Origin of the sequence: Bacillus sp. DE0042, from assembly GCF_007680225.1 — a bacterium.
In the GTDB taxonomy this organism is placed as follows: domain Bacteria; phylum Bacillota; class Bacilli; order Bacillales; family Bacillaceae_G; genus Bacillus_A; species Bacillus_A wiedmannii.
The window spans coordinates 242,579-261,147 of the sequence record NZ_VEJP01000005.1 but is presented as its reverse complement, the minus strand read 5'-3'; the positions used below and the strand labels follow the sequence as shown (position 1 = coordinate 261,147).

General features: G+C 36.4%; 16 protein-coding genes and 2 riboswitches. Of the genes, 5 read left to right on the top strand and 11 right to left on the bottom strand.

Annotation, left to right across the window (positions count from 1 at the left end):
* Position 1: 1 nt before the first annotated feature.
* Positions 2-3,400 (bottom strand): methionine synthase, encoded by a 3,399-nt coding sequence (metH, locus tag FS802_RS19980; protein ID WP_000649692.1) that lies wholly within the window; start codon positions 3,398-3,400, stop codon positions 2-4.
* Positions 3,400-5,232, bottom strand: coding sequence for a bifunctional homocysteine S-methyltransferase/methylenetetrahydrofolate reductase (locus tag FS802_RS19975; protein ID WP_144525395.1), 1,833 nt, complete (start codon positions 5,230-5,232; stop codon positions 3,400-3,402). Before FS802_RS19975 ends, metH begins: the two co-directional genes overlap by 1 nt.
* A 70-nt stretch (positions 5,233-5,302) precedes the next feature.
* A riboswitch (SAM riboswitch) is annotated at positions 5,303-5,412 on the bottom strand.
* Positions 5,413-5,615: 203 nt separating this feature from the next.
* A riboswitch (SAM riboswitch) is annotated at positions 5,616-5,725 on the top strand.
* A 241-nt stretch (positions 5,726-5,966) separates the two neighbouring features.
* Here FS802_RS19975 and metI point away from each other — a divergent pair.
* The 4 genes from metI (at position 5,967) to FS802_RS19955 (ending at position 9,637) form a co-directional block, all read left to right on the top strand.
* Complete coding sequence (gene metI, locus FS802_RS19970; protein ID WP_098653415.1) at positions 5,967-7,079, top strand: cystathionine gamma-synthase/O-acetylhomoserine thiolyase; 1,113 nt, start codon at positions 5,967-5,969, stop codon at positions 7,077-7,079.
* Positions 7,076-8,239 (top strand): cystathionine beta-lyase, encoded by a 1,164-nt coding sequence (metC, locus tag FS802_RS19965; RefSeq protein WP_098653273.1) that lies wholly within the window; start codon positions 7,076-7,078, stop codon positions 8,237-8,239. The genes metI and metC overlap by 4 nt, the downstream gene beginning before the upstream one ends.
* A 161-nt stretch (positions 8,240-8,400) precedes the next feature.
* The gene (locus FS802_RS19960; protein ID WP_000379163.1) at positions 8,401-8,913 is read left to right on the top strand and encodes a cysteine hydrolase family protein; all 513 of its coding nucleotides are present in this window, start codon (positions 8,401-8,403) and stop codon (positions 8,911-8,913) included.
* 433 nt (positions 8,914-9,346) lie between these two features.
* Positions 9,347-9,637 carry an ArsR/SmtB family transcription factor gene (locus FS802_RS19955; protein WP_000894375.1) on the top strand — a complete coding sequence of 97 codons (291 nt, stop codon included), beginning with the start codon at positions 9,347-9,349 and terminating at the stop codon, positions 9,635-9,637.
* Between the two features lie 151 nt (positions 9,638-9,788).
* On the opposite strand, the gene FS802_RS19950 is transcribed toward FS802_RS19955, so the two are convergent.
* Complete coding sequence (locus FS802_RS19950) at positions 9,789-10,901, bottom strand: class I SAM-dependent methyltransferase (protein ID WP_144525394.1); 1,113 nt, start codon at positions 10,899-10,901, stop codon at positions 9,789-9,791.
* A 9-nt stretch (positions 10,902-10,910) separates the two neighbouring features.
* Positions 10,911-11,540, bottom strand: coding sequence for an MBL fold metallo-hydrolase (locus FS802_RS19945; RefSeq protein ID WP_098653271.1), 630 nt, complete (start codon positions 11,538-11,540; stop codon positions 10,911-10,913).
* A gap of 170 nt (positions 11,541-11,710) precedes the next feature.
* Here FS802_RS19945 and FS802_RS19940 point away from each other — a divergent pair, with 170 nt between their 5' ends.
* Entirely contained in the window at positions 11,711-11,884 is a 174-nt protein-coding gene (locus tag FS802_RS19940) for a DUF2759 domain-containing protein (RefSeq protein WP_000524847.1), read from the top strand.
* A gap of 80 nt (positions 11,885-11,964) precedes the next feature.
* Here FS802_RS19940 and glcK read toward each other — a convergent pair whose 3' ends face one another.
* The 7 genes from glcK to pstB form a co-directional block, all read right to left on the bottom strand.
* Positions 11,965-12,948: a glucokinase gene (gene glcK / locus FS802_RS19935; RefSeq protein ID WP_000391711.1), complete on the bottom strand. Its 984-nt coding sequence runs from the start codon at positions 12,946-12,948 to the stop codon at positions 11,965-11,967.
* A gap of 19 nt (positions 12,949-12,967) precedes the next feature.
* Positions 12,968-13,168, bottom strand: a complete 201-nt coding sequence (locus tag FS802_RS19930) for a YqgQ family protein (RefSeq protein ID WP_000253699.1) — start codon at positions 13,166-13,168, stop codon at positions 12,968-12,970.
* Between the two features lie 103 nt (positions 13,169-13,271).
* Positions 13,272-13,850, bottom strand: a complete 579-nt coding sequence (locus FS802_RS19925) for a 5-formyltetrahydrofolate cyclo-ligase (RefSeq protein ID WP_098653270.1) — start codon at positions 13,848-13,850, stop codon at positions 13,272-13,274.
* Positions 13,851-13,954: 104 nt separating this feature from the next.
* Positions 13,955-14,104 carry a 50S ribosomal protein L33 gene (gene rpmG, locus FS802_RS19920; protein ID WP_001265616.1) on the bottom strand — a complete coding sequence of 50 codons (150 nt, stop codon included), beginning with the start codon at positions 14,102-14,104 and terminating at the stop codon, positions 13,955-13,957.
* 68 nt (positions 14,105-14,172) lie between these two features.
* The gene (locus tag FS802_RS19915; RefSeq protein WP_098653269.1) at positions 14,173-16,527 is read right to left on the bottom strand and encodes a sugar phosphate nucleotidyltransferase; all 2,355 of its coding nucleotides are present in this window, start codon (positions 16,525-16,527) and stop codon (positions 14,173-14,175) included.
* A gap of 385 nt (positions 16,528-16,912) precedes the next feature.
* Positions 16,913-17,569 (bottom strand): phosphate signaling complex protein PhoU, encoded by a 657-nt coding sequence (gene phoU / locus FS802_RS19910; RefSeq protein ID WP_033657724.1) that lies wholly within the window; start codon positions 17,567-17,569, stop codon positions 16,913-16,915.
* Positions 17,570-17,734: 165 nt separating this feature from the next.
* On the bottom strand, positions 17,735-18,550 hold the full coding sequence (gene pstB / locus FS802_RS19905) for a phosphate ABC transporter ATP-binding protein (RefSeq protein ID WP_000226689.1): 816 nt from the start codon (positions 18,548-18,550) through the stop codon (positions 17,735-17,737).
* Between the last annotated feature and the right edge of the window lie 19 nt (positions 18,551-18,569).

The window sequence follows — 18,569 nt, the reverse complement described above, 5'->3', positions numbered from 1 at the left end:
ACTATAATACACTAAAATATCTTGCCTCAGGGTGAGAAAATACCATAGCCGTTACAGACGCTTCTGGCTCCATCATAAATCCTTCCGTTAATGAAATACCTATTTCTTCTGGATGAATAAGGCGAAATAACTTTTCTTGATCCGCAAGTTCTGGACATGCTGGATAACCGAAAGACACGCGTATCCCTCTATATTTCGTACGGAAGCGTTCTTCCATCGTCAGTTCAGGTGAGTCCGGAATACCCCAGCGGTCACGGATAAGCATATGTGTTTTTTCAGCAAGTCCTTCTGCTAGTTCAAGCGCTAACGATTGGATCGCATGGCTGCGTAAATAATCACCCTTCGCCTTCCACTCTTCAGCAATGTCCCGAACGCCTTCCCCAACTGTAACAGATAGGAAAGCAACATAGTCCATCTCATCTCCAACTGGTCGTAAATAATCACCTAAAGTACGATATGGTGCTTTTCCTTGTCTTGGGAATGTGAAACGCTCTATAACACGCGTATGATCTTTTGGATCATATATTACAATGTTTTGTCCGTCACTTTGCGCTGGGAAAAATTGATATACCGCTTTCGGTTTTAACCAAGATCGTCCTTCCTGCAATAATTCATCTATTAAATCATTTAATTCGTGTGCTCTCTTATCTCCCTCTCGCAAAAGCTTCTTCACATTTCCTTTTAATCCAAGGTGATGTCCAAGTAGCATTTGTCTATTTAAAAATGGAGCGAGATGTGCAACTGGAATATCTCGTAATACAATTCGCTTTGTTGAATCAGGTATCATAACCTCAGCCTTCGGTAATGGTTCAATTACTGCTGGAATTTCTACTTTCTTCTCCTCTTTTTTTACGATATGAAGATGACGCTCTTTTTTATCTTGTTTCATCTTCTCGCGCTCTTCTTCTTTTTGAAGCTTATTAATAATATCAAGCCCCGTCATCGCATCACTCGCATAGCATACGAGCCCTGTATATGATGGGGATATACGGTTATCTGTAAACTTTCTCGTTAACGCTGCCCCGCCTACAACGATTGGAATATCAATATTTGCCGCTTTTAAATCTTCAGCAGTCGTTACCATTTGTTGCGCTGATTTTACTAATAAACCAGAAAGGCCAATAATGTCAGGCTTCTTTTCTTGTACTTCTTGTACAATTCGATCTGAGCGAACATTGATTCCTAAATTAATAATCTCATATCCGTTATTCGATAAAATAATTTCAACGAGGTTTTTCCCAATATCATGTACGTCACCTTTAACAGTTGCTAATAATACTTTCCCTTTTTTCGCACTCTCGCTAGATTCCATATGTGGCTCTAAATAGCTTACGGCAGCTTTCATACTTTCAGCACTTTGCAATACTTCGGCAACGATAAGCTCATTATTATTAAATAATCGTCCCACCTCATCCATTCCTGTCATAAGTGGGCCATTAATAATATCCAAAGGTTTTCTTCCTTCTGTAAGTGCGAGACTTAAATCTTCTTGTAGCCCTTGTTTCGTACCTTCTACAATGTAATTTGCCAGCCTTTCATCAAGAGTTAATGTTTCTTGGATAACGACATCTTTCTTTTTTGCCGCACGATAGAAATTTGTAAATTCTTCTAACGTCTCTTGCGTCGTTTCAAAAAGTAATGCATCTGCAAGACGTTTTTCTTCCTCTGGAATTGACGCATACCGTTCTAATTTTTCCGTATTCACAATCGCGTAATCTAATCCTGCTTTCGTTGCATGATATAAAAAGACGGAATTTAATACTTCGCGGCCAGCTGGTGGTAAACCAAATGATATGTTACTTACACCTAAAATCGTTAAACACTCTGGCAAGGCTTCTTTAATAAGGCGAATTCCTTCTATCGTCGCTGCCGCTGAACCAATATATTCTTCATCACCTGTACCTACAGGAAATACAAGTGCATCAAAAATAATATCTGACGGGCGTATACCATATTTCGTTGTCAATAACTCATAACTTCTTTTCGCGATTTCGAGTTTTCGTTCTGCACTAACCGCCATACCATCTTCATCAATTGTTCCTACAACAATAGCAGCACCATATTTCCGAAGAAGCGGCGTCACTTTTTTAAATCGTTCTTCTCCATCTTCTAAATTAATTGAATTAATAACAGCTTTTCCTTGAATATAAGTAAGAGCTCGCTCCATCACATTTTCATCTGTTGAATCAATCATAATTGGTACTTTTAACACTTTCGTAACTTCTGCCAAGAAGTTTTCCATATCTTCTATTTCATCGCGATCAGGATCTGCCATACAAATATCAATAATATGAGCATTTTTCTTCACTTGCGCTCTTGCGACTTCAGCAGCCTCTTCAAATTTCCCTTCTGCTACTAATCGTTTAAATTTACGTGACCCAATAACGTTTGTTCTTTCACCAACAAATAAAGGTCTCATAGAGTCATCATATTGAAGTGCCTCTAATCCACTAACCCCGTGTCCATCTCTTTCGTGGTGTTCACGCGGCTTAAGAGAAACTAATGCAGATTTCATTGCTTTTATATGTTCTGGTGTTGTGCCACAACAACCACCGATAATATTAACCCATCCTTCTTCAGCAAATCGCTTCACTTTTTCAGCGAGTGAAGATGGAGATTCATGATAATGTCCATCTTCATCAGGAAGACCTGCATTGGGATAACAAGAAATGTAACACTCCGACAAATCAGATAGTGAACGAATATGGTCTCTCATAAACTCCGGACCAGTCGCACAGTTTAATCCAACAGATAGTGGCTTCATATGTTCTACTGATAAGTAAAAAGCCTCAATTGTTTGCCCGGCCAGAGTCGTTCCCATCGGTTCAATCGTTCCTGAAATCATAATAGGTACAATTTTATTTAGCTCATCAAAAGCTGCTTGAATTCCAATATAAGCAGCCTTCACGTTACGCATATCTTGACTCGTCTCAACGAGTAATACATCTACGTCGCCATTTAATAAGCCTCTTGCCTGCCTTGTATAGGCTTCAATTAATTCTTCAAACGTTACACCACCAGTAACACTAATCGCTTTCGTTGTCGGCCCCATTGCTCCCGCAACATATACTTCTTTTCCGCTTTCGTTGACCGCTTGCTTTGCTAAACGTGCTGCCTTCTCATTTAGTTCCTCGTCTAAATGAGACAACGCATAATCACTTAATACAATGTTTGTCGCCCCAAATGTATTTGTTTCAATAATATCCGCTCCAGCTTCAATATAAGCTTTATGAATCTTTAAAATGACATCAGGTCTTGTTTCTACTAAATATTCATTACACCCTTCGTACTCTTCTCCTCCGAAATCTTCCGCAGTTAAGTCCTCTTGCTGGATCATTGTTCCCATTGCACCATCTAATATTAAGATGTTATTTTGTAATTTTTCTTCTATACATTTCATCAGTTAATACCTTCTTTCACTTCTTGCTTTTCTCTCACATATTTAACAAGATGTTCTGTAATTTCATATTTTAGAAATGGTGTAATAAGATAAATGCCGTTAAAATATTTCATCGCCACATCGATCAATTCTTGTGAAATGCGAATCCCTTCCTCAATTGCTGCCTCTTTCGTTTCATGTCCATCCATTCTCTCCCTTATTTCTTCAGGTAGAGTAATACCCGGCACCTCAAAATGAAGGAAATCTGCATTCCTTTTACTTATTAATGGCATAATCCCAATAAAAATAGGTTGTTCCAAATGCTTTGTCGCTTCATACACTTCTTCAATTAACGCGATATCATAAATTGGCTGAGTTAAGAAATATTCCGCTCCAGCATCTATTTTCCGTCCCATCCGCTTAACCGCTGCTTTTAAATGTCTTACATGCGGATTAAACGCACCTCCCACTGAAAACCTTGTTGCTGGACCTATTGATTTCCCTAAAATCGAGCGTCCGTCGTTCATTTCTTTAATCATTTTAATGAGCTCAATAGAGGACAAATCATATACAGAAGTGGCACCTGGAAAATCACCAACGCGTGCTGGATCACCAGTTAAAGCTAACACTTCTTCCATACCTAACGCCGATAAGCCTAATAAATGAGACTGTAGTCCAATGACGTTATGATCTCTACACGTTAAATGCGTCAATACCGGAATATCGTGCTTCGTTAATAATGCCCCCATTGCCATATTCGAGATGCGAGGCGATGCTAATGAATTATCTGCTAGAGTAATAGCATCTGCCCCAGCTCTTTTCAATGCTCTTGCTCCTTCAAAAAATCGCTGCGTATCTAATGTTTTCGGTGGATCTAATTCCACTACTACTGTCGTTTGTTTTTTTGCTTTCTCTGCTAATGTGACATGAGCTTTTGAACGTTTCTCGTGTGTATGAACTACTTTCGGTCTTTGAATCGTATCCTTTTCTATTACAGGTGTAACATTTGCAATTGCACGTTTCATACTTTCAATATGTTCTGGAGTCGTGCCACAACAACCACCTAATAACCGAATACCTTGCTCAATAAATTTCGGTGTCATCGCTTCGAAATAAGCTGGACTTCCCTCATATACGTAACGTCCCTCCACATAATTTGGGAGACCTGCATTCGGATATGCTGACAAGTACCCATTTTGCGGAATCGATATCATTTTAAAAGCTTCCGTCATGTGAAGTGGCCCTAGTTGACAGTTCAATCCAACAACATTTGCACCGTAATCTAAAAGTTGTTTTAATATTTCATTTACATCATTTCCATTTTGAGTTGTACCTGCCTCATGCAATGCTAATTGAGCTACAATTGGAATATTCGTTTGTTTTCGTAACACCTGAACAGCATGAAGTAATTCAAACTCATCATAGAAAGTCTCTAATAGCAGTCCATCAACCTGTTCTTCTAGTAATGCACTTGCCTGCTCAAGTAGCATAAATTCTCGCTCCATATCAGTTGTTGTAACAGCTCCGATATGTTTCATGCCACCAATTGTTCCTAAAATTGCATTTCTCTCTGTCACAGATGCTTTCGCCAATTTTACTGCCGCTCTATTAATTTCAGTAACTTGATTTTCTAAACCATACATACGTAATTTCGCTTCATTTGCTCCGTACGTATTTGTTTGAATTACATCAGCCCCAGCAGCTACATATTGCTTATGAATCGATATAATTAAATCCGGATCAGATATATTTAATTCTTCAAAACTACTTTGCAAGCCATGTGAATGTAATAACGTTCCAACCGCGCCATCACCTATTACAATTCCTTTTGATAATAAATCTAGTAATTTCACAAATCTCCCTCATTTCTATCAATATAAAAACCCCCTCTTCACTTTGAAGAGGGGGACATAATCAATCCTCCTCTTATCATGCAAAACATTCGTTTTGCAGGTATTAGCACCGTTTCAAACATTTTGTTTGAAGGTTGCTGGGTTTCACAGGGCCTTTCCCTCCACCGCTCTCAATAAGAGTTTGTCTTTATTATTTTATTTATGTAGCTAAAAGGAAATACGTTCCCCTTTTAACAATGTTTGTTAATTTTTTAATAAATTTAGCATGCACAAATGCAAAAGTCAATGACACTTGCGGAAAAATAAAAATTATTTAAAATAAAGTTGCAATTCAATTATCTTTTGTTGTAAAGTTAAAAACATAATAAAATTTCATACGAACATTCTTATCTAGAGAGGTAGAGGGACTGGCCCTATGACGCCTCAGCAACCATTAACATTTGTTAATAAGGTGCTAATTCCAGCAAATTGTGAAAGATTTGACAGATGAGAAGAAGACTCTATTCAAACCGAAAGCCTTCTTCTTTAGAAGGCTTTTTTTATTTTATCCCGCATTAACGGGCAGTAAGATTCCCAACTCAAAATTCAGCTAGAACAAAGAAGTTAGGTGGGAATCGACTGCCCGTAAAAGCCCGATTGGTGAGGGCTGATAATCAGTGGGGGATGCCCCCTCACTGATTAAAGTTTCACTTTACATTCACTTAATTGTTAATTTAAAAAGGAGGAATTTTCACATGTCAACTATTGAAACAAAACTAGCACAAATTGGAAACCGGAGCGAAACTACAACAGGAACTGTTAACCCACCTGTTTATTTTTCAACTGCTTATCGTCACGAAGGAATAGGTAACTCTACTGGCTTTGACTATTCACGAACTGGCAATCCAACTCGTGGTCTTTTAGAGCAGGCAATCGCAGACTTAGAATATGGTGAACAAGGTTATGCCTGTAGTTCAGGGATGGCAGCTGTTCTCCTCGTCCTCTCCCTATTCCGTTCTGGAGACGAACTTATTGTATCCGAAGATTTATACGGGGGCACTTATCGATTATTTTCTGAGCATGAAAAAAAGTGGAACGTTCGATGTAGATACGTAAATACACAATCTATTAAACAAATTGAGCAAGCTATCACAACTGAAACGAAGGCTATTTTCATAGAAACTCCAACTAATCCGTTAATGCAAGTTACCGATATTGCCGCTGTCGCAACCGTAGCGAAAAGACACGGACTACTTCTTATTGTAGACAACACATTCTATACGCCTTATATACAGCAGCCATTAACAGAAGGTGCCGACATTGTACTTCATAGCGCAACGAAATATTTAGGGGGACATAACGATGTCCTAAGCGGACTTGTCGTTGCAAGAGGAAAGGAACTTTGTGAGGAAATCGCTCATTATCATAATGCCTCTGGTGCGGTCTTAAGTCCATTTGACTCATGGCTATTAATTCGTGGTATGAAAACGTTAGCGCTTCGCATGAGACAACATGAAGAAAATGCAAAAGCAGTTGTTGCTTATTTAAATGATGAAGACGGGGTGACAGATGTATTTTATCCTGGAAGAGGCGGCATGATCTCATTTCGTCTGAAAGATGAAACATGGATTAATCCATTCTTACAATCTTTATCCTTAATTACATTTGCTGAAAGTCTTGGTGGTGTTGAAAGTTTAATGACGTATCCAGCAACGCAAACACACGCTGATATTCCTGAAGAAATCAGAACAGCAAACGGTGTATGTAATCGTCTTCTGCGATTTTCCGTTGGCATTGAAAATAGTAACGATTTAATTCAAGACTTAAAGCAAGCCATTAAACTTGTAAAAGAAGGTGTAAGAATATGAGTTATTCTATAGATACACTCTTACTGCACAACCAATATAAACATGACTCGCAAACAGGAGCTGTTAACGTTCCCATCTATAATACATCAACATTCCACCAGTTTGATGTAGATACGTTCGGAAAATATGACTATAGTCGCTCTGGTAATCCAACTCGTGAAGCTCTTGAAGATATCATTGCTTTATTAGAAGGAGGAACAAAGGGATTTGCCTTCGCATCAGGAATTGCAGCGATTTCTACTGCATTCCTCCTTCTTTCACAAGGCGATCACGTACTCATTTCAGAGGACGTATACGGAGGCACTTATCGAATTATAACTGAAGTGCTCTCCCGTTACGGTGTGTCACATACATTTGTTGATATGACCAATTTAAAAGAAATAAAGCAAAACATTAAGCCAAATACAAAACTCTTTTATGTGGAAACACCCTCTAATCCACTTTTAAAAGTGACAGATATTCGTGCTGTTTCTAAACTTGCAAAATCTATTGACGCCCTTACTTTTGTTGATAATACATTTTTGACACCACTATTCCAGAAACCACTTGATCTTGGCGCCGATGTCGTTCTTCATAGTGCCACAAAATTCATTGCCGGTCATAGTGATGTTACTGCCGGATTAGCCGTTGTAAAAGATGCCGAACTCGCTCAAAAACTTGGATTTTTACAAAATGCATTTGGCGCTATTTTAGGTCCTCAAGATTGTTCTCTCGTACTTCGCGGTCTAAAAACATTGCATGTACGTCTTGAGCATTCAGCTGCAAACGCCAATAAAATTGCACATTATTTACAAGAGCACGCTAGAGTTAAAAATGTCTATTATCCTGGCTTACAAACACATCTTGGATTTGATATTCAACAATCTCAAGCTACATCAGCTGGAGCTGTCCTATCTTTCACCTTACAATCAGAAGACGCACTCCGCCAATTTTTATCAAAAATAAAATTACCTGTCTTTGCAGTTAGTTTAGGAGCTGTCGAATCGATTCTTTCCTATCCAGCTAAAATGTCACATGCAGCACTGTCGCAAGAAGCTCGTGATGAAAGAGGGATTTCTAATTCATTACTTCGGTTATCCGTCGGCCTTGAAAATGTTGACGATTTAATATCCGATTTTGAAAATGCCCTTTCTTATGTAGAAGAACCTGTAAATGCATAGAACGAACAGAAGATATGAAATTAAGTTTTCATATCTTCTTTTTTATGCCGTTACGTATATTTTTTACTTTTCGTATAGTTCATAAAAAAACGAAAGAGCACCATCTATTTCTAAATAATGAATTAATTGATATATTAAGAAGTAAAAAAGGGGCAAAAATAATGGATACTTGTGCAGATGTTTTAATCGTTATCGATTTACAAAATGGAGTATGTTATAGCGAAGAGCATTTATTCGATTTACAAAATTTACTTACAAAAGTAAATAAAAGAATTTCTTCATACAGAAAATCAAATAAACCAATCATTTTTATTCAACATTGTGATGATGATTTAGTACCCGAAAAAGAACTTTGGGCTATTCATGCTGATCTAGATGTTCAGGAACAAGATTTTTTTGTAAGAAAAACACATGCCAATTCATTTTATAAAACAAACTTGAAAGAGATTTTAGAACAATTATCTGTACACCGTATTGAATTTTGTGGTGCCCAAACAGAGTACTGTATGGATGCTACGATTAAATTTTCCCATGGACTAGAATACGAAAACTTCATGGTACAGAAAGCAACCTCTACGTTAAATAATCCGTTTATGTCCGCAAAAGAGACAATTGATTTTTATGAGAACATATGGAACCGCAGATTTTTAAAGCTGATAAAAGATGAACTCTAGAATACATAACTACTTTCTTGGTAATTCTAAAATTTATCAGCTATACTCAAATATTTTGTTATCACCATAAAGAAGCTAACTACATTCAGCTTCTTTTCTTTTAACCTGTTTTATATTCTATATATAGCATTATAATTCCTTTTTCTTATTATTTTAAAAATTTTGTATATTCATTTGAAAGAATAAGAAAATCATGATAAAATTGTGTTACAAATATATCTATATCTTTCAATTTTTAAAACGCATCGAAATTTTCACCCAAAAGTGTCATTTTACAAAACCATGCAAATTTATCTACTTTATTTACATCAGGGTCTCTTTTCTTACAATTTCTTTACTTTAGGAATTTTTTTCTGCAACAACTGTTTTCTTTTCTTTAATTTTTTGGTATGTATAGTATGGTATAACAGCTCACACGGAGGTGGAAAAGAACATGTTAGAAACCTTTCAAAAAGAAATAGAACTATATGAAAGCAATGCAGAATTATTGAAAGTACTTGCTCATCCTGTTCGCTTATGTATTGTAAAAGGATTAATTGAACGTGGTCCAAGCAACGTTTCTACAATGTACACTGGCTTAAACATGCCACAATCTACAATTTCACAGCATTTAGCTAAATTAAAAAGTGCTAAAATCGTTTCAAGTGAAAGAAAAGGATTGGAAATTTATTACAAAGTAGAAAACGAGACAATTATTCAACTCGTTCGTGTATTATTAGGTTAAGAGCTCATAAACAGAGAAAAAGGGCGTATTTTATATTTTTTATCTCATATCTTTAATATAAATATATATCATGAGAGAAAATATATGATGCTACATAATTAAAAAGTCGTATTAAAAAACAAGACACAGAAATATGCTGTGTCTTGTTTTTTTATATTTTCAAATGCTGATCCAAGTGTAACTGTTGCATATGTTTCGTATGTATTACAACATCAAATGCACTCCCTAATCCTCCGCTCAAAATCATAGAACGAACTGCACGATTTTGTTTTTGAGTTTCAGAAAAAGGATTTCGATCTTGGTGACCCGTAAGCTGATCTAATATTCCTGCTGCTAACAAAAACTCCGATTGCTTCTTATGCCATACTATATTCATGCCTTGCAGGCTAAACATCTCTTTCAGCTCGTCCCAATGAATATGAGTAGTAAGATCCATTTCACCTGGATGCGCTAAAGGATTACGGATCAACTTATGCTCATAATATCCTCGTAAACTTCCTTCTTGATGTGCAGGATGCATCCATTCTTCTTTTGTGTATCCATAATCAACGGTAATACATACACCTCGTTGAAACCATTTCGCAATTTCTTCTATATATTCTTCCATCGCAAGTGGCACTTCAAAACGCTGACCTTCAGCAAGATGAATATTATATTTCAATAAGTATCGACCAATATTTTTCTGTAGCGGTCTACATACTTCTGCGAGTTTCCCTTCCTCTGTGTACGTAACACGTACTTCATACAATATTCCATTTCTCTTCTCAATTACTTCAACAGGAAATGCATCAAATAACTCATTCGAAAAAAGAATCCCTTCGAACGATTCTCCCATTTCACTATGCGACGTATAATACGACACATTAGAAAGCGAACAAAGATTTTTCTGCTGTAAGTTTTTATGAAAAGGGCTCATTTCAATCATTGAATAGTTTAAATCAATAAAGGTTTCTGGAGATACTTGCTTCCACTCTTGTAAAACATCATAGGCAAACCTTCCTGTTCCCCCACCAATCTCACAAATATTCGGAGCAACTTCACCATTTTCAACAAGACGAATAAAAAACTTAGCAAATGTTTTTGCAAAAACAGAGGATACGTTGCTACTTGTAAAAAAATCCCCTTGTCTTCCAATTTTTTCACGTTCCTTCATATAATAGCCATGTCCCTCTGTGTACAATACGAGGTTCATATACGTACTATATGAAATTGAATAATCCTTCTCTTTCTCCATCCATTCTTTTAAAATGAGCTCCATCTCCATACTAGCTCCTTACTGTAAAAATGGATTATTTTCTTTTTCAAAACCAATGCTTGTTTCTGGACCATGTCCACATAGCACCGCTGTATCATCTGGTAATACAAATAATTTTTCTTCAATACTTCCAATCAATTCAGCAAAACTTCCACCGGGTAAATCTGTTCTTCCGATGCTCATTTGGAACAATACATCACCAGAAAATACAGCATTCGCCTCTTTACAATAATAAGAAATACTGCCTGGAGAATGTCCTGGCGTCTCAAAAATCTCAAAATTAAATGAACCAATTGCTAATGCACCTTCTGCATCAATAATATGATCTGCTGGTTTTGCTGTAATACTGCGATTCATCATAAAAATTTGAGAACCATTTACAGTTGCATCGCCTAACCAATCTGCTTCTTCTTTATGTACGTACACAGGAATATGAAAAGCGTCTCTTACCGCGTCAACAGCACCAATATGATCAAAGTGAGCATGTGTTAATAAAACAGCAAGTGGCTTTAATTGTTCTTCTTGTAAATATGTAACGAGCTTCTCGCCTTCGTGACCAGGATCAAAGATAATACACTCATTTTGATCATTCGTTAAAATATAAGCATTCGTTTGTAGTGGGCCTAACGGCATTTGTATCCATTTCATATGAAAATCTCCTCCAATTATTAAACTTACTTTCAATGATACAACATTTTTTTCTCTTAGGAAAAGAAAGGATGCTATCTCGACAATCATTTTTAAAACATGTACAATATAAAAGAGTTAATATTCTAAAAACTCATATTGAGGAATGGGTAGACAGAGGAGGATATTGTATGGGCCTTGTTATTATTTTTGCGCTAGTCACTCTGTTAGCTGTATTCGCTACGCTTAGAACTCTTCGCGAAAAAAACTTATTCGCGGGCGGCTTTGCAATTGCAACTGTACTCGTTTTCGGATGGTTTACGATTATGACTGTTCTATATAACGGGTACCCACCAGCAGCTTAATTCATTTACATGTTATTCTTCATCAAGATTTCACACAAAAAGAGGAAGGGTTTCCCCTTCCTCTTTTCATATTTCACAACTTATACCATCTTCGCTTCGTATTTGTGCTTTTTTACAAGCCAAGCTCCTCCGATAACACCTGCATCATTACCAAGTATTGCAATCGCTAACTTTGTGCTCTTTACAGCACGTGAGAAAGCATATTGCTCGAAATAACGTTGAATTGGCTCTAATAGTGCATCTCCAGCTTTAGACACGCCCCCGCCAATAACAATTTTCTCTGGGTTCAACGTACTAGCAAGGTTCGCTACAGCTAATCCTAAATAAGAAGCTACTTTTTCTACTACTTCGCCTGCTAGCTCGTCACCTTGTCCAAGTGCTTCAAACACATCTTTTGATGTAATACGCCCTTCTTCTGCTAACATAGAACGTAGAACACTCTCTTTATTAGTCTCTTGTATTTTTTGCATAGCAACACGCACAATACCCGTTGCAGATGCTACAGTTTCTAAGCAACCAGACTTCCCGCAATTACATGGGAAAGCATTCTCTGTAACTACTGTAATATGTCCAATCTCACCAGCAGCTCCGCTTACGCCGTGTACAATCTCACCATTGGCGATTACACCACCACCAACACCAGTGCCAAGTGTCATACAGATTAAATCTTTTGCTCCTTCACCAGCACCTTTCCACATTTCACCAAGTGCTGCTAAGTTTGCATCATTATCAATAACAACAGGTAATCCTGTTTCTACTTCTAATAAATCTTTTAACGGATAGTTTTTCCATCCTAAATTAACCGCTTCATAAATCATTCCAGACGCCACGTGTACAGGACCAGGAGCTCCCATACCAATACCGATTAACTTGCTTTTCAATTCACCTAACTCTTCTAACTTTTTATCAATAGCTTTCGCTACATCAAGCGTAATATGTTTTCCTTGCTCATTTGTATTCGTAGGTATTTCCCACTTATGTAAAATTTCACCGTACACATTAATAAATGCTAATTTAATCGTTGTACCACCAAGGTCAACCCCAACTAACCATTTCTCTTCCATGTTGCTTACCTACCTTTATCTAATTCTTATTTAGCTCTTTTTGAATTTCTTGCTTCAATAAAAATAAAGCTGTTTGATAGTCTTGTGGATCGATTAACTGTGATTGATTTAATTCACGCAATTCATCTTGCATTAATTGTAAATCTGCAATTCGATCACCTGTATAAATAATCGTACCAAATTTCTTTAGCAATTGTTGAATATCATAAATAGATACCATTTCATCACCCTCTATGCTCACTTACTATAAAAAATTATAATAAGAAAACGTTCACATATTTTATTATAATCAAGAAGAAAAAGTCTCGTCAATTTTTATTTGTCTATACAAGCCCATTTTTAACCATTGTTCCTTTTTCTGTAATAATTTTTTCTACATTTTTATCAAATGGCTCTACTGGAATATGTTCTACCATTTGAAAACTATAAGCTAATGATAGCGTTTTCCCTTTATAATGCACGAGATAACGATCATAATAGCCACCGCCATATCCAATCCGTTCTCCTCGCTCTGTATAAGCTACGCCTGGCACGATTTGAAGATCAATTTCATCTGCATTCACTTCTTCCGTAAGCGCCGGAATTGGTTCACGTAAATTCATATACACTATTTCTAATTGATCAAAATTACTAATTTGCCGGAAAGACATCGTTCGTGTTCCTTTATTACACTTCGGAACAACAACTTTCTTTCCTTCTTCCCAAGCTTTTTCGATAATAGGATATGTATTCACTTCATTTTCCATTGAGAGAGTGATTCCAACTGTTTTAGCTTCAGCCCACTCTTTTTGCGCATACAACGAAAATGCAATTTTCTCTGATAAAGTTATATATCGTTCTTCTGATAAAGAATTCATGTGCTCTATTATTTGTTTACGTAAACGTACTTTCTCTTCTCTCACACACTTTCCCCCTCACAGTGATACTTTGCTCTACGATGATAGTGTATCACTTTTAACAGAGGAATCGAATAAAAAAAGAAGCAGTAGGAAAATATTCCTACTGCTTACTTTGTTTCACGGTGTAACGTAGACTTCTTGTCACGCTTGCAATACTTTTTAAGCTCGATACGCTCAGCGTTGTTACGTTTGTTTTTCTTTGAGATATAGTTACGATCTCCGCATTCTGTACATGCTAGAGTAATATTCACACGCATTCTTATTCCCTCCAGTACTAATAACTTAAATCAGACTATACTATAATACCACTTTTAAAATAAAAATTCTACACCTTTTGATATTGTCTAATTTTTTCTATAAGATTTTTCATGTTTTCCCTTGCTATTACTGGGTTTCTAGCATGCGAATACACTAAAAATTTCGGTTGTTTTGTGTCAGAAACGATATAAGACCACTCTTTTTCTGTATATTTGAACTGTACACCTTCAAATATACCTTCTTCTTTTCTTTCCATATCAGCTAATAATTTCCTCATTACTTTCCCTTTTTCATTCCATGAACATACAACTTCATCACAAAGTAGGTAGAGCGGCGGTGATTGCTCTACTATGCTGAGAAATGTTTTCCCCTGCAATGCTATTAACTCGAATAATTTTCCAATTCGATATAAAATATCTCGCTTCCATCTCGCTTGAAACGACTTTTTTTCATCCTGCGTATAAAATAGAAGGTAACATTCTCCTAATTTCAAAGACATCGGGTAAATATTTCCTGCCGATTCAAGTAATAAATCTGGAATATCTACCTCTTCAAAATCTGTTCCTTGGTAAATATTACTATGATTATCATATAACTCGAAATAATTTCCTTGCTCTGAAAACATAAGTGCCATATTTGCTTTACTTGATTTCATCAAAGCTTTCACATGATCCTTTTGTTCGCCCGCATAAATCCATGTAACTGTGCATCCGAGCCTTTGTAAAAAGAGCATCAGTAAATGTTGTAACATATCATTGCTCTTATTAATAAGAAGATGAAACTTTTGTTTTTGTATTTTCTCAATATCAACGCGCTCTAATACAGCCTCTATATAATCATGTAAAGAAACGTGGACTAGCTTATTTCGCCCCATTTCTTTCTCACATACGTAATAAAACGACTCAGACATATATACTTGTTCTATCGCTTTTTGCTGCTTATACGTTAATTGTACCCCATCCTTACCATATAACTTTATAACAACCTCTTTTTCATTTTCCACTTGAATGAAAACCCCACCAGCACATTGTAAATCCTGTATGCTATACTGAAAAAGCGACTCGTTCATTTCTTTGCATTCCATCGTATGAACCCCGATACCATGAATCGCATGAAGAAAGAGATTTTTATAAGAAGTCGTTTCTATATGTTCTTGACTCCCAATTAATATACTTTCCCCTTTCGCAAAAAGGGACCCGTACGCCATTGCAACCTTTACAATAAATTGAGGAGTGATCTCAACATTACCTCTTCCTACAATGCGGCTTTTTTGCAACCATCCTGCACTCTTTTCACTTTCTTGAACACCAGCCGACCCTACTACCGAATAGCTATCAATCGCCTTATATGGCCATAGTTTTCCCTTTTGCTTAATTACCGTACTTTTACCTATATGACAATGATCCGCTACAATGCTTTTTTGAAACAGTGTAACGTCATCTTCCACCATTGTATGCTCTCCTATTGTCGTTTCTAATAGCTCGCAATACTGCCCAATGTGCGCATTTGCAAAAACAATACTTTTTTGAAGATGAGAATAACTTGAAACAATACTATTTTTTCCGATAATAGAGTACGGTTCAATTACAGCTCCAGCACCAATCTTTGCTCCTTCTCCAATAAAAGAAGGACCGTGAATTTTCGTTCCTTTTCCTATCGTCACACCTTCTCCCATCCATACCATCGGCAATACTTCCGTATAAGGAATTGGTACTTGCAATTTTTTCGTTAACAAATCAAATTGTGCTTGTCGATATTGATCAAATGTACCGATATCTAACCAATAACCTTCTGATAAATATGCAAATAATGCGTTCTTATTTGCCAATAACGGAAACACATCTTGACTGAAATCAAAAAACTCTCGGGGCGGTATGTAAGAAAAAATTTCTGGCTCCATAATATATATACCTGTATTCACAATATTAGAGACTACTTCATTCCAACTCGGTTTTTCTATATATCGTGTAACCTCTTGTTCTTTGTTCATTACAACTAAACCGAATGAGAGTGGGTTTTCTACTTCCTTTACAAACATAGTTACCATTCTTTTCTTTTGTTCATGAAACGTAATTCCTTCTGATAATTGAAAATCAGTTAACGCATCCCCGCTTATGACAACAAACGTTTCATCTAAAAATGTTTCCGCTTGTTTAATACTCCCTGCGGTTCCAAGCGGTGGAGAGTCTTCAAAATAGTACAAGTTAACGCCCCATTTGCTACCGTCACCAAAATATTGCTTAATGGCTGTACTCATATACTGAACAGTAATTGCAATTTCACGAATACCATGCTGACGTAATAATTCAATATTGTATTCCAAAACTGGCTTTTCTAATAATGGCAACATCGGCTTTGGAGTATTACATGTTAATGGTCTAAGGCGTCGTCCTTTTCCTCCAGCTAAAATAACCCCCTTCATATACTTCAGCCTCCACTTATATAATGTTCAGTAACTTCATATACGATATGTATATTATCTACCCCGCATTAACTAGCAGTATAAAATGAAACTTTAATTCGTAGGGATTTTGTGCATCCCCCACTGATTATTAGCCTTGACTACTTGACTCGGGCTTTTACAGGCAGTAAAACTCCCTATATACATGTACCTTTTAAACGCCACAAAAGAAAGCGCTTACCATTAACTTAGTAAAATATTCCTTACTAAGTGAACAAACATATATGTCCTATTTTTTCCATTATATTATGATACATCTTATCATCATAAACTAAAGGAAACAACGAGCTTTTTTTGTCATGTTTTGACTAAAAAAAGCAGGTGATGTTTCACCTGCCTTTTTTCTTTATTCATTTAATAAGTAATGCTTTCCTTTTACTAAATAAAAAACATTTTCAGCAATATTTGTAATATGATCCGCTACACGCTCGATATATCTCGCCACAAAGGATAATTGTGTAATTTGTGTAATTGCTTCTGGTTGTTCTGGAACTGAAGATATAAATTCACGAATCGCTTTCCCATATATTTCATCAACTGAATCATCCATTTCGGCAATTTGTTTCGCAAAAGTTAAATTTTCTTGCTCATATGCTTCTAGCGCTAACTGTAGCATCTTATTTGCAATTGCAAACATTTCATCAAGATTGTGCAAACTAACAACCACTTCTTTTTCCCCAAGACGAATTGTTGATTTCGCAATATTAACAGCATGATCTGCAATACGCTCTAAATCTGTCGCTGTTTTAATTGAAATGAAAATCCTTCTTAAATCACTTGCTACAGGTTGCTGCTTCGTAATAAGCATAAGCGCAAGATCATTTATTTCCTCTTCTAAATTATCCATACGATAATCACCATCTATTACCTCTAACGCTTTCTCTACATCCCTTTTATGAAGACCTTCCATAGCAAGCAATAAAGCTTCCCTCGCTAGCTCTCCAAGCTCAATCACCTTTTGCTGTAACATTTTTAAATCACATTGAAACTGTTCTCTTACCATTGTTTCTTCCCCCTCAATATTATATGCCATTATATATAGATCTCCTACCTAGCCTACTTGTAATAAGCCTTAAGATAGGAGAAGTATTACTTCTCTAATTAAATGAGGTAAAAATAAGAAATACCCTCTGTTAAGAGGGTATTTGCTCTTAGCCTTGCAACGATATCAACCGAATCGGCCTGTAATATAATCTTCTGTACGCTTATCTGAAGGTGTCGTAAATAATTTATTTGTATCTGTATACTCCACAACTTCTCCACTTAAGAAGAAAGCAGTTTTGTCTGAAATACGTGCTGCTTGTTGCATGTTATGCGTTACGATCACAATACTAAAGTCTTTCTTTAACTCTTGAATTAATTCTTCTACTTTTAATGTTGAAATTGGATCTAGTGCCGATGTTGGCTCATCCATTAAAATAACGTCTGGTTCAATTGCTAAACAACGTGCGATACATAGACGCTGTTGCTGTCCACCAGATAAACCGTATGCATTATCATGCAAACGATCTTTTAACTCATCCCAAATCGCTGCTCCACGTAAACTTTTTTCAACAATTTCATCCAATGTTTTCTTATCACGAATACCATGAATTTTCGGGCCATATGCTACATTTTCATAAATAGATTTCGGAAATGGATTTGGCTTTTGGAACACCATTCCCACATGAGTTCTTAATTCTTCAACTGGGTATGATTTTTCAAATATATTGCGCTCTCTATATTCAATTACACCTGTAGTTCGCACGATTGGTACTAACTCTACCATACGATTTAATGTTTTTAAGTACGTTGATTTACCACAACCACTTGGCCCGATAATTGCTGTAACTTCATTCTCATGAATGCTTAAGTTAATATCTTTTAAAGCATGGTCTTCTCCGTACCATAAATTTAAGTTTTTCGTATCAAATACTACTTTCTTTGGTGCAGTCTCGATTTTCTCCTCGTTTTTCACCTGTACATTTACTACTGTTGCTACCATTTGAATTCCCCTTTCATCC

Excerpts from the sequence above, each read along its gene's own strand:
- metH (WP_000649692.1), bottom strand. The coding sequence starts at position 3,400 with ATGAAATGTATAGAAGAAAAATTACAAAATAACATCTTAATATTAGAT.
- metI (WP_098653415.1), top strand. The coding sequence starts at position 5,967 with ATGTCAACTATTGAAACAAAACTAGCACAAATTGGAAACCGGAGCGAA.
- metC (WP_098653273.1), top strand. The coding sequence starts at position 7,076 with ATGAGTTATTCTATAGATACACTCTTACTGCACAACCAATATAAACAT.
- FS802_RS19960 (WP_000379163.1), top strand. The coding sequence starts at position 8,401 with ATGGATACTTGTGCAGATGTTTTAATCGTTATCGATTTACAAAATGGA.
- FS802_RS19955 (WP_000894375.1), top strand. The coding sequence starts at position 9,347 with ATGTTAGAAACCTTTCAAAAAGAAATAGAACTATATGAAAGCAATGCA.
- FS802_RS19950 (WP_144525394.1), bottom strand. The coding sequence starts at position 10,901 with ATGGAGATGGAGCTCATTTTAAAAGAATGGATGGAGAAAGAGAAGGAT.
- FS802_RS19945 (WP_098653271.1), bottom strand. The coding sequence starts at position 11,540 with ATGAAATGGATACAAATGCCGTTAGGCCCACTACAAACGAATGCTTAT.
- FS802_RS19940 (WP_000524847.1), top strand. The coding sequence starts at position 11,711 with ATGGGCCTTGTTATTATTTTTGCGCTAGTCACTCTGTTAGCTGTATTC.
- glcK (WP_000391711.1), bottom strand. The coding sequence starts at position 12,948 with ATGGAAGAGAAATGGTTAGTTGGGGTTGACCTTGGTGGTACAACGATT.
- FS802_RS19930 (WP_000253699.1), bottom strand. The coding sequence starts at position 13,168 with ATGGTATCTATTTATGATATTCAACAATTGCTAAAGAAATTTGGTACG.
- rpmG (WP_001265616.1), bottom strand. The coding sequence starts at position 14,104 with ATGCGTGTGAATATTACTCTAGCATGTACAGAATGCGGAGATCGTAAC.
- FS802_RS19915 (WP_098653269.1), bottom strand. The coding sequence starts at position 16,527 with ATGAAGGGGGTTATTTTAGCTGGAGGAAAAGGACGACGCCTTAGACCA.
- phoU (WP_033657724.1), bottom strand. The coding sequence starts at position 17,569 with ATGGTAAGAGAACAGTTTCAATGTGATTTAAAAATGTTACAGCAAAAG.
- pstB (WP_000226689.1), bottom strand. The coding sequence starts at position 18,550 with ATGGTAGCAACAGTAGTAAATGTACAGGTGAAAAACGAGGAGAAAATC.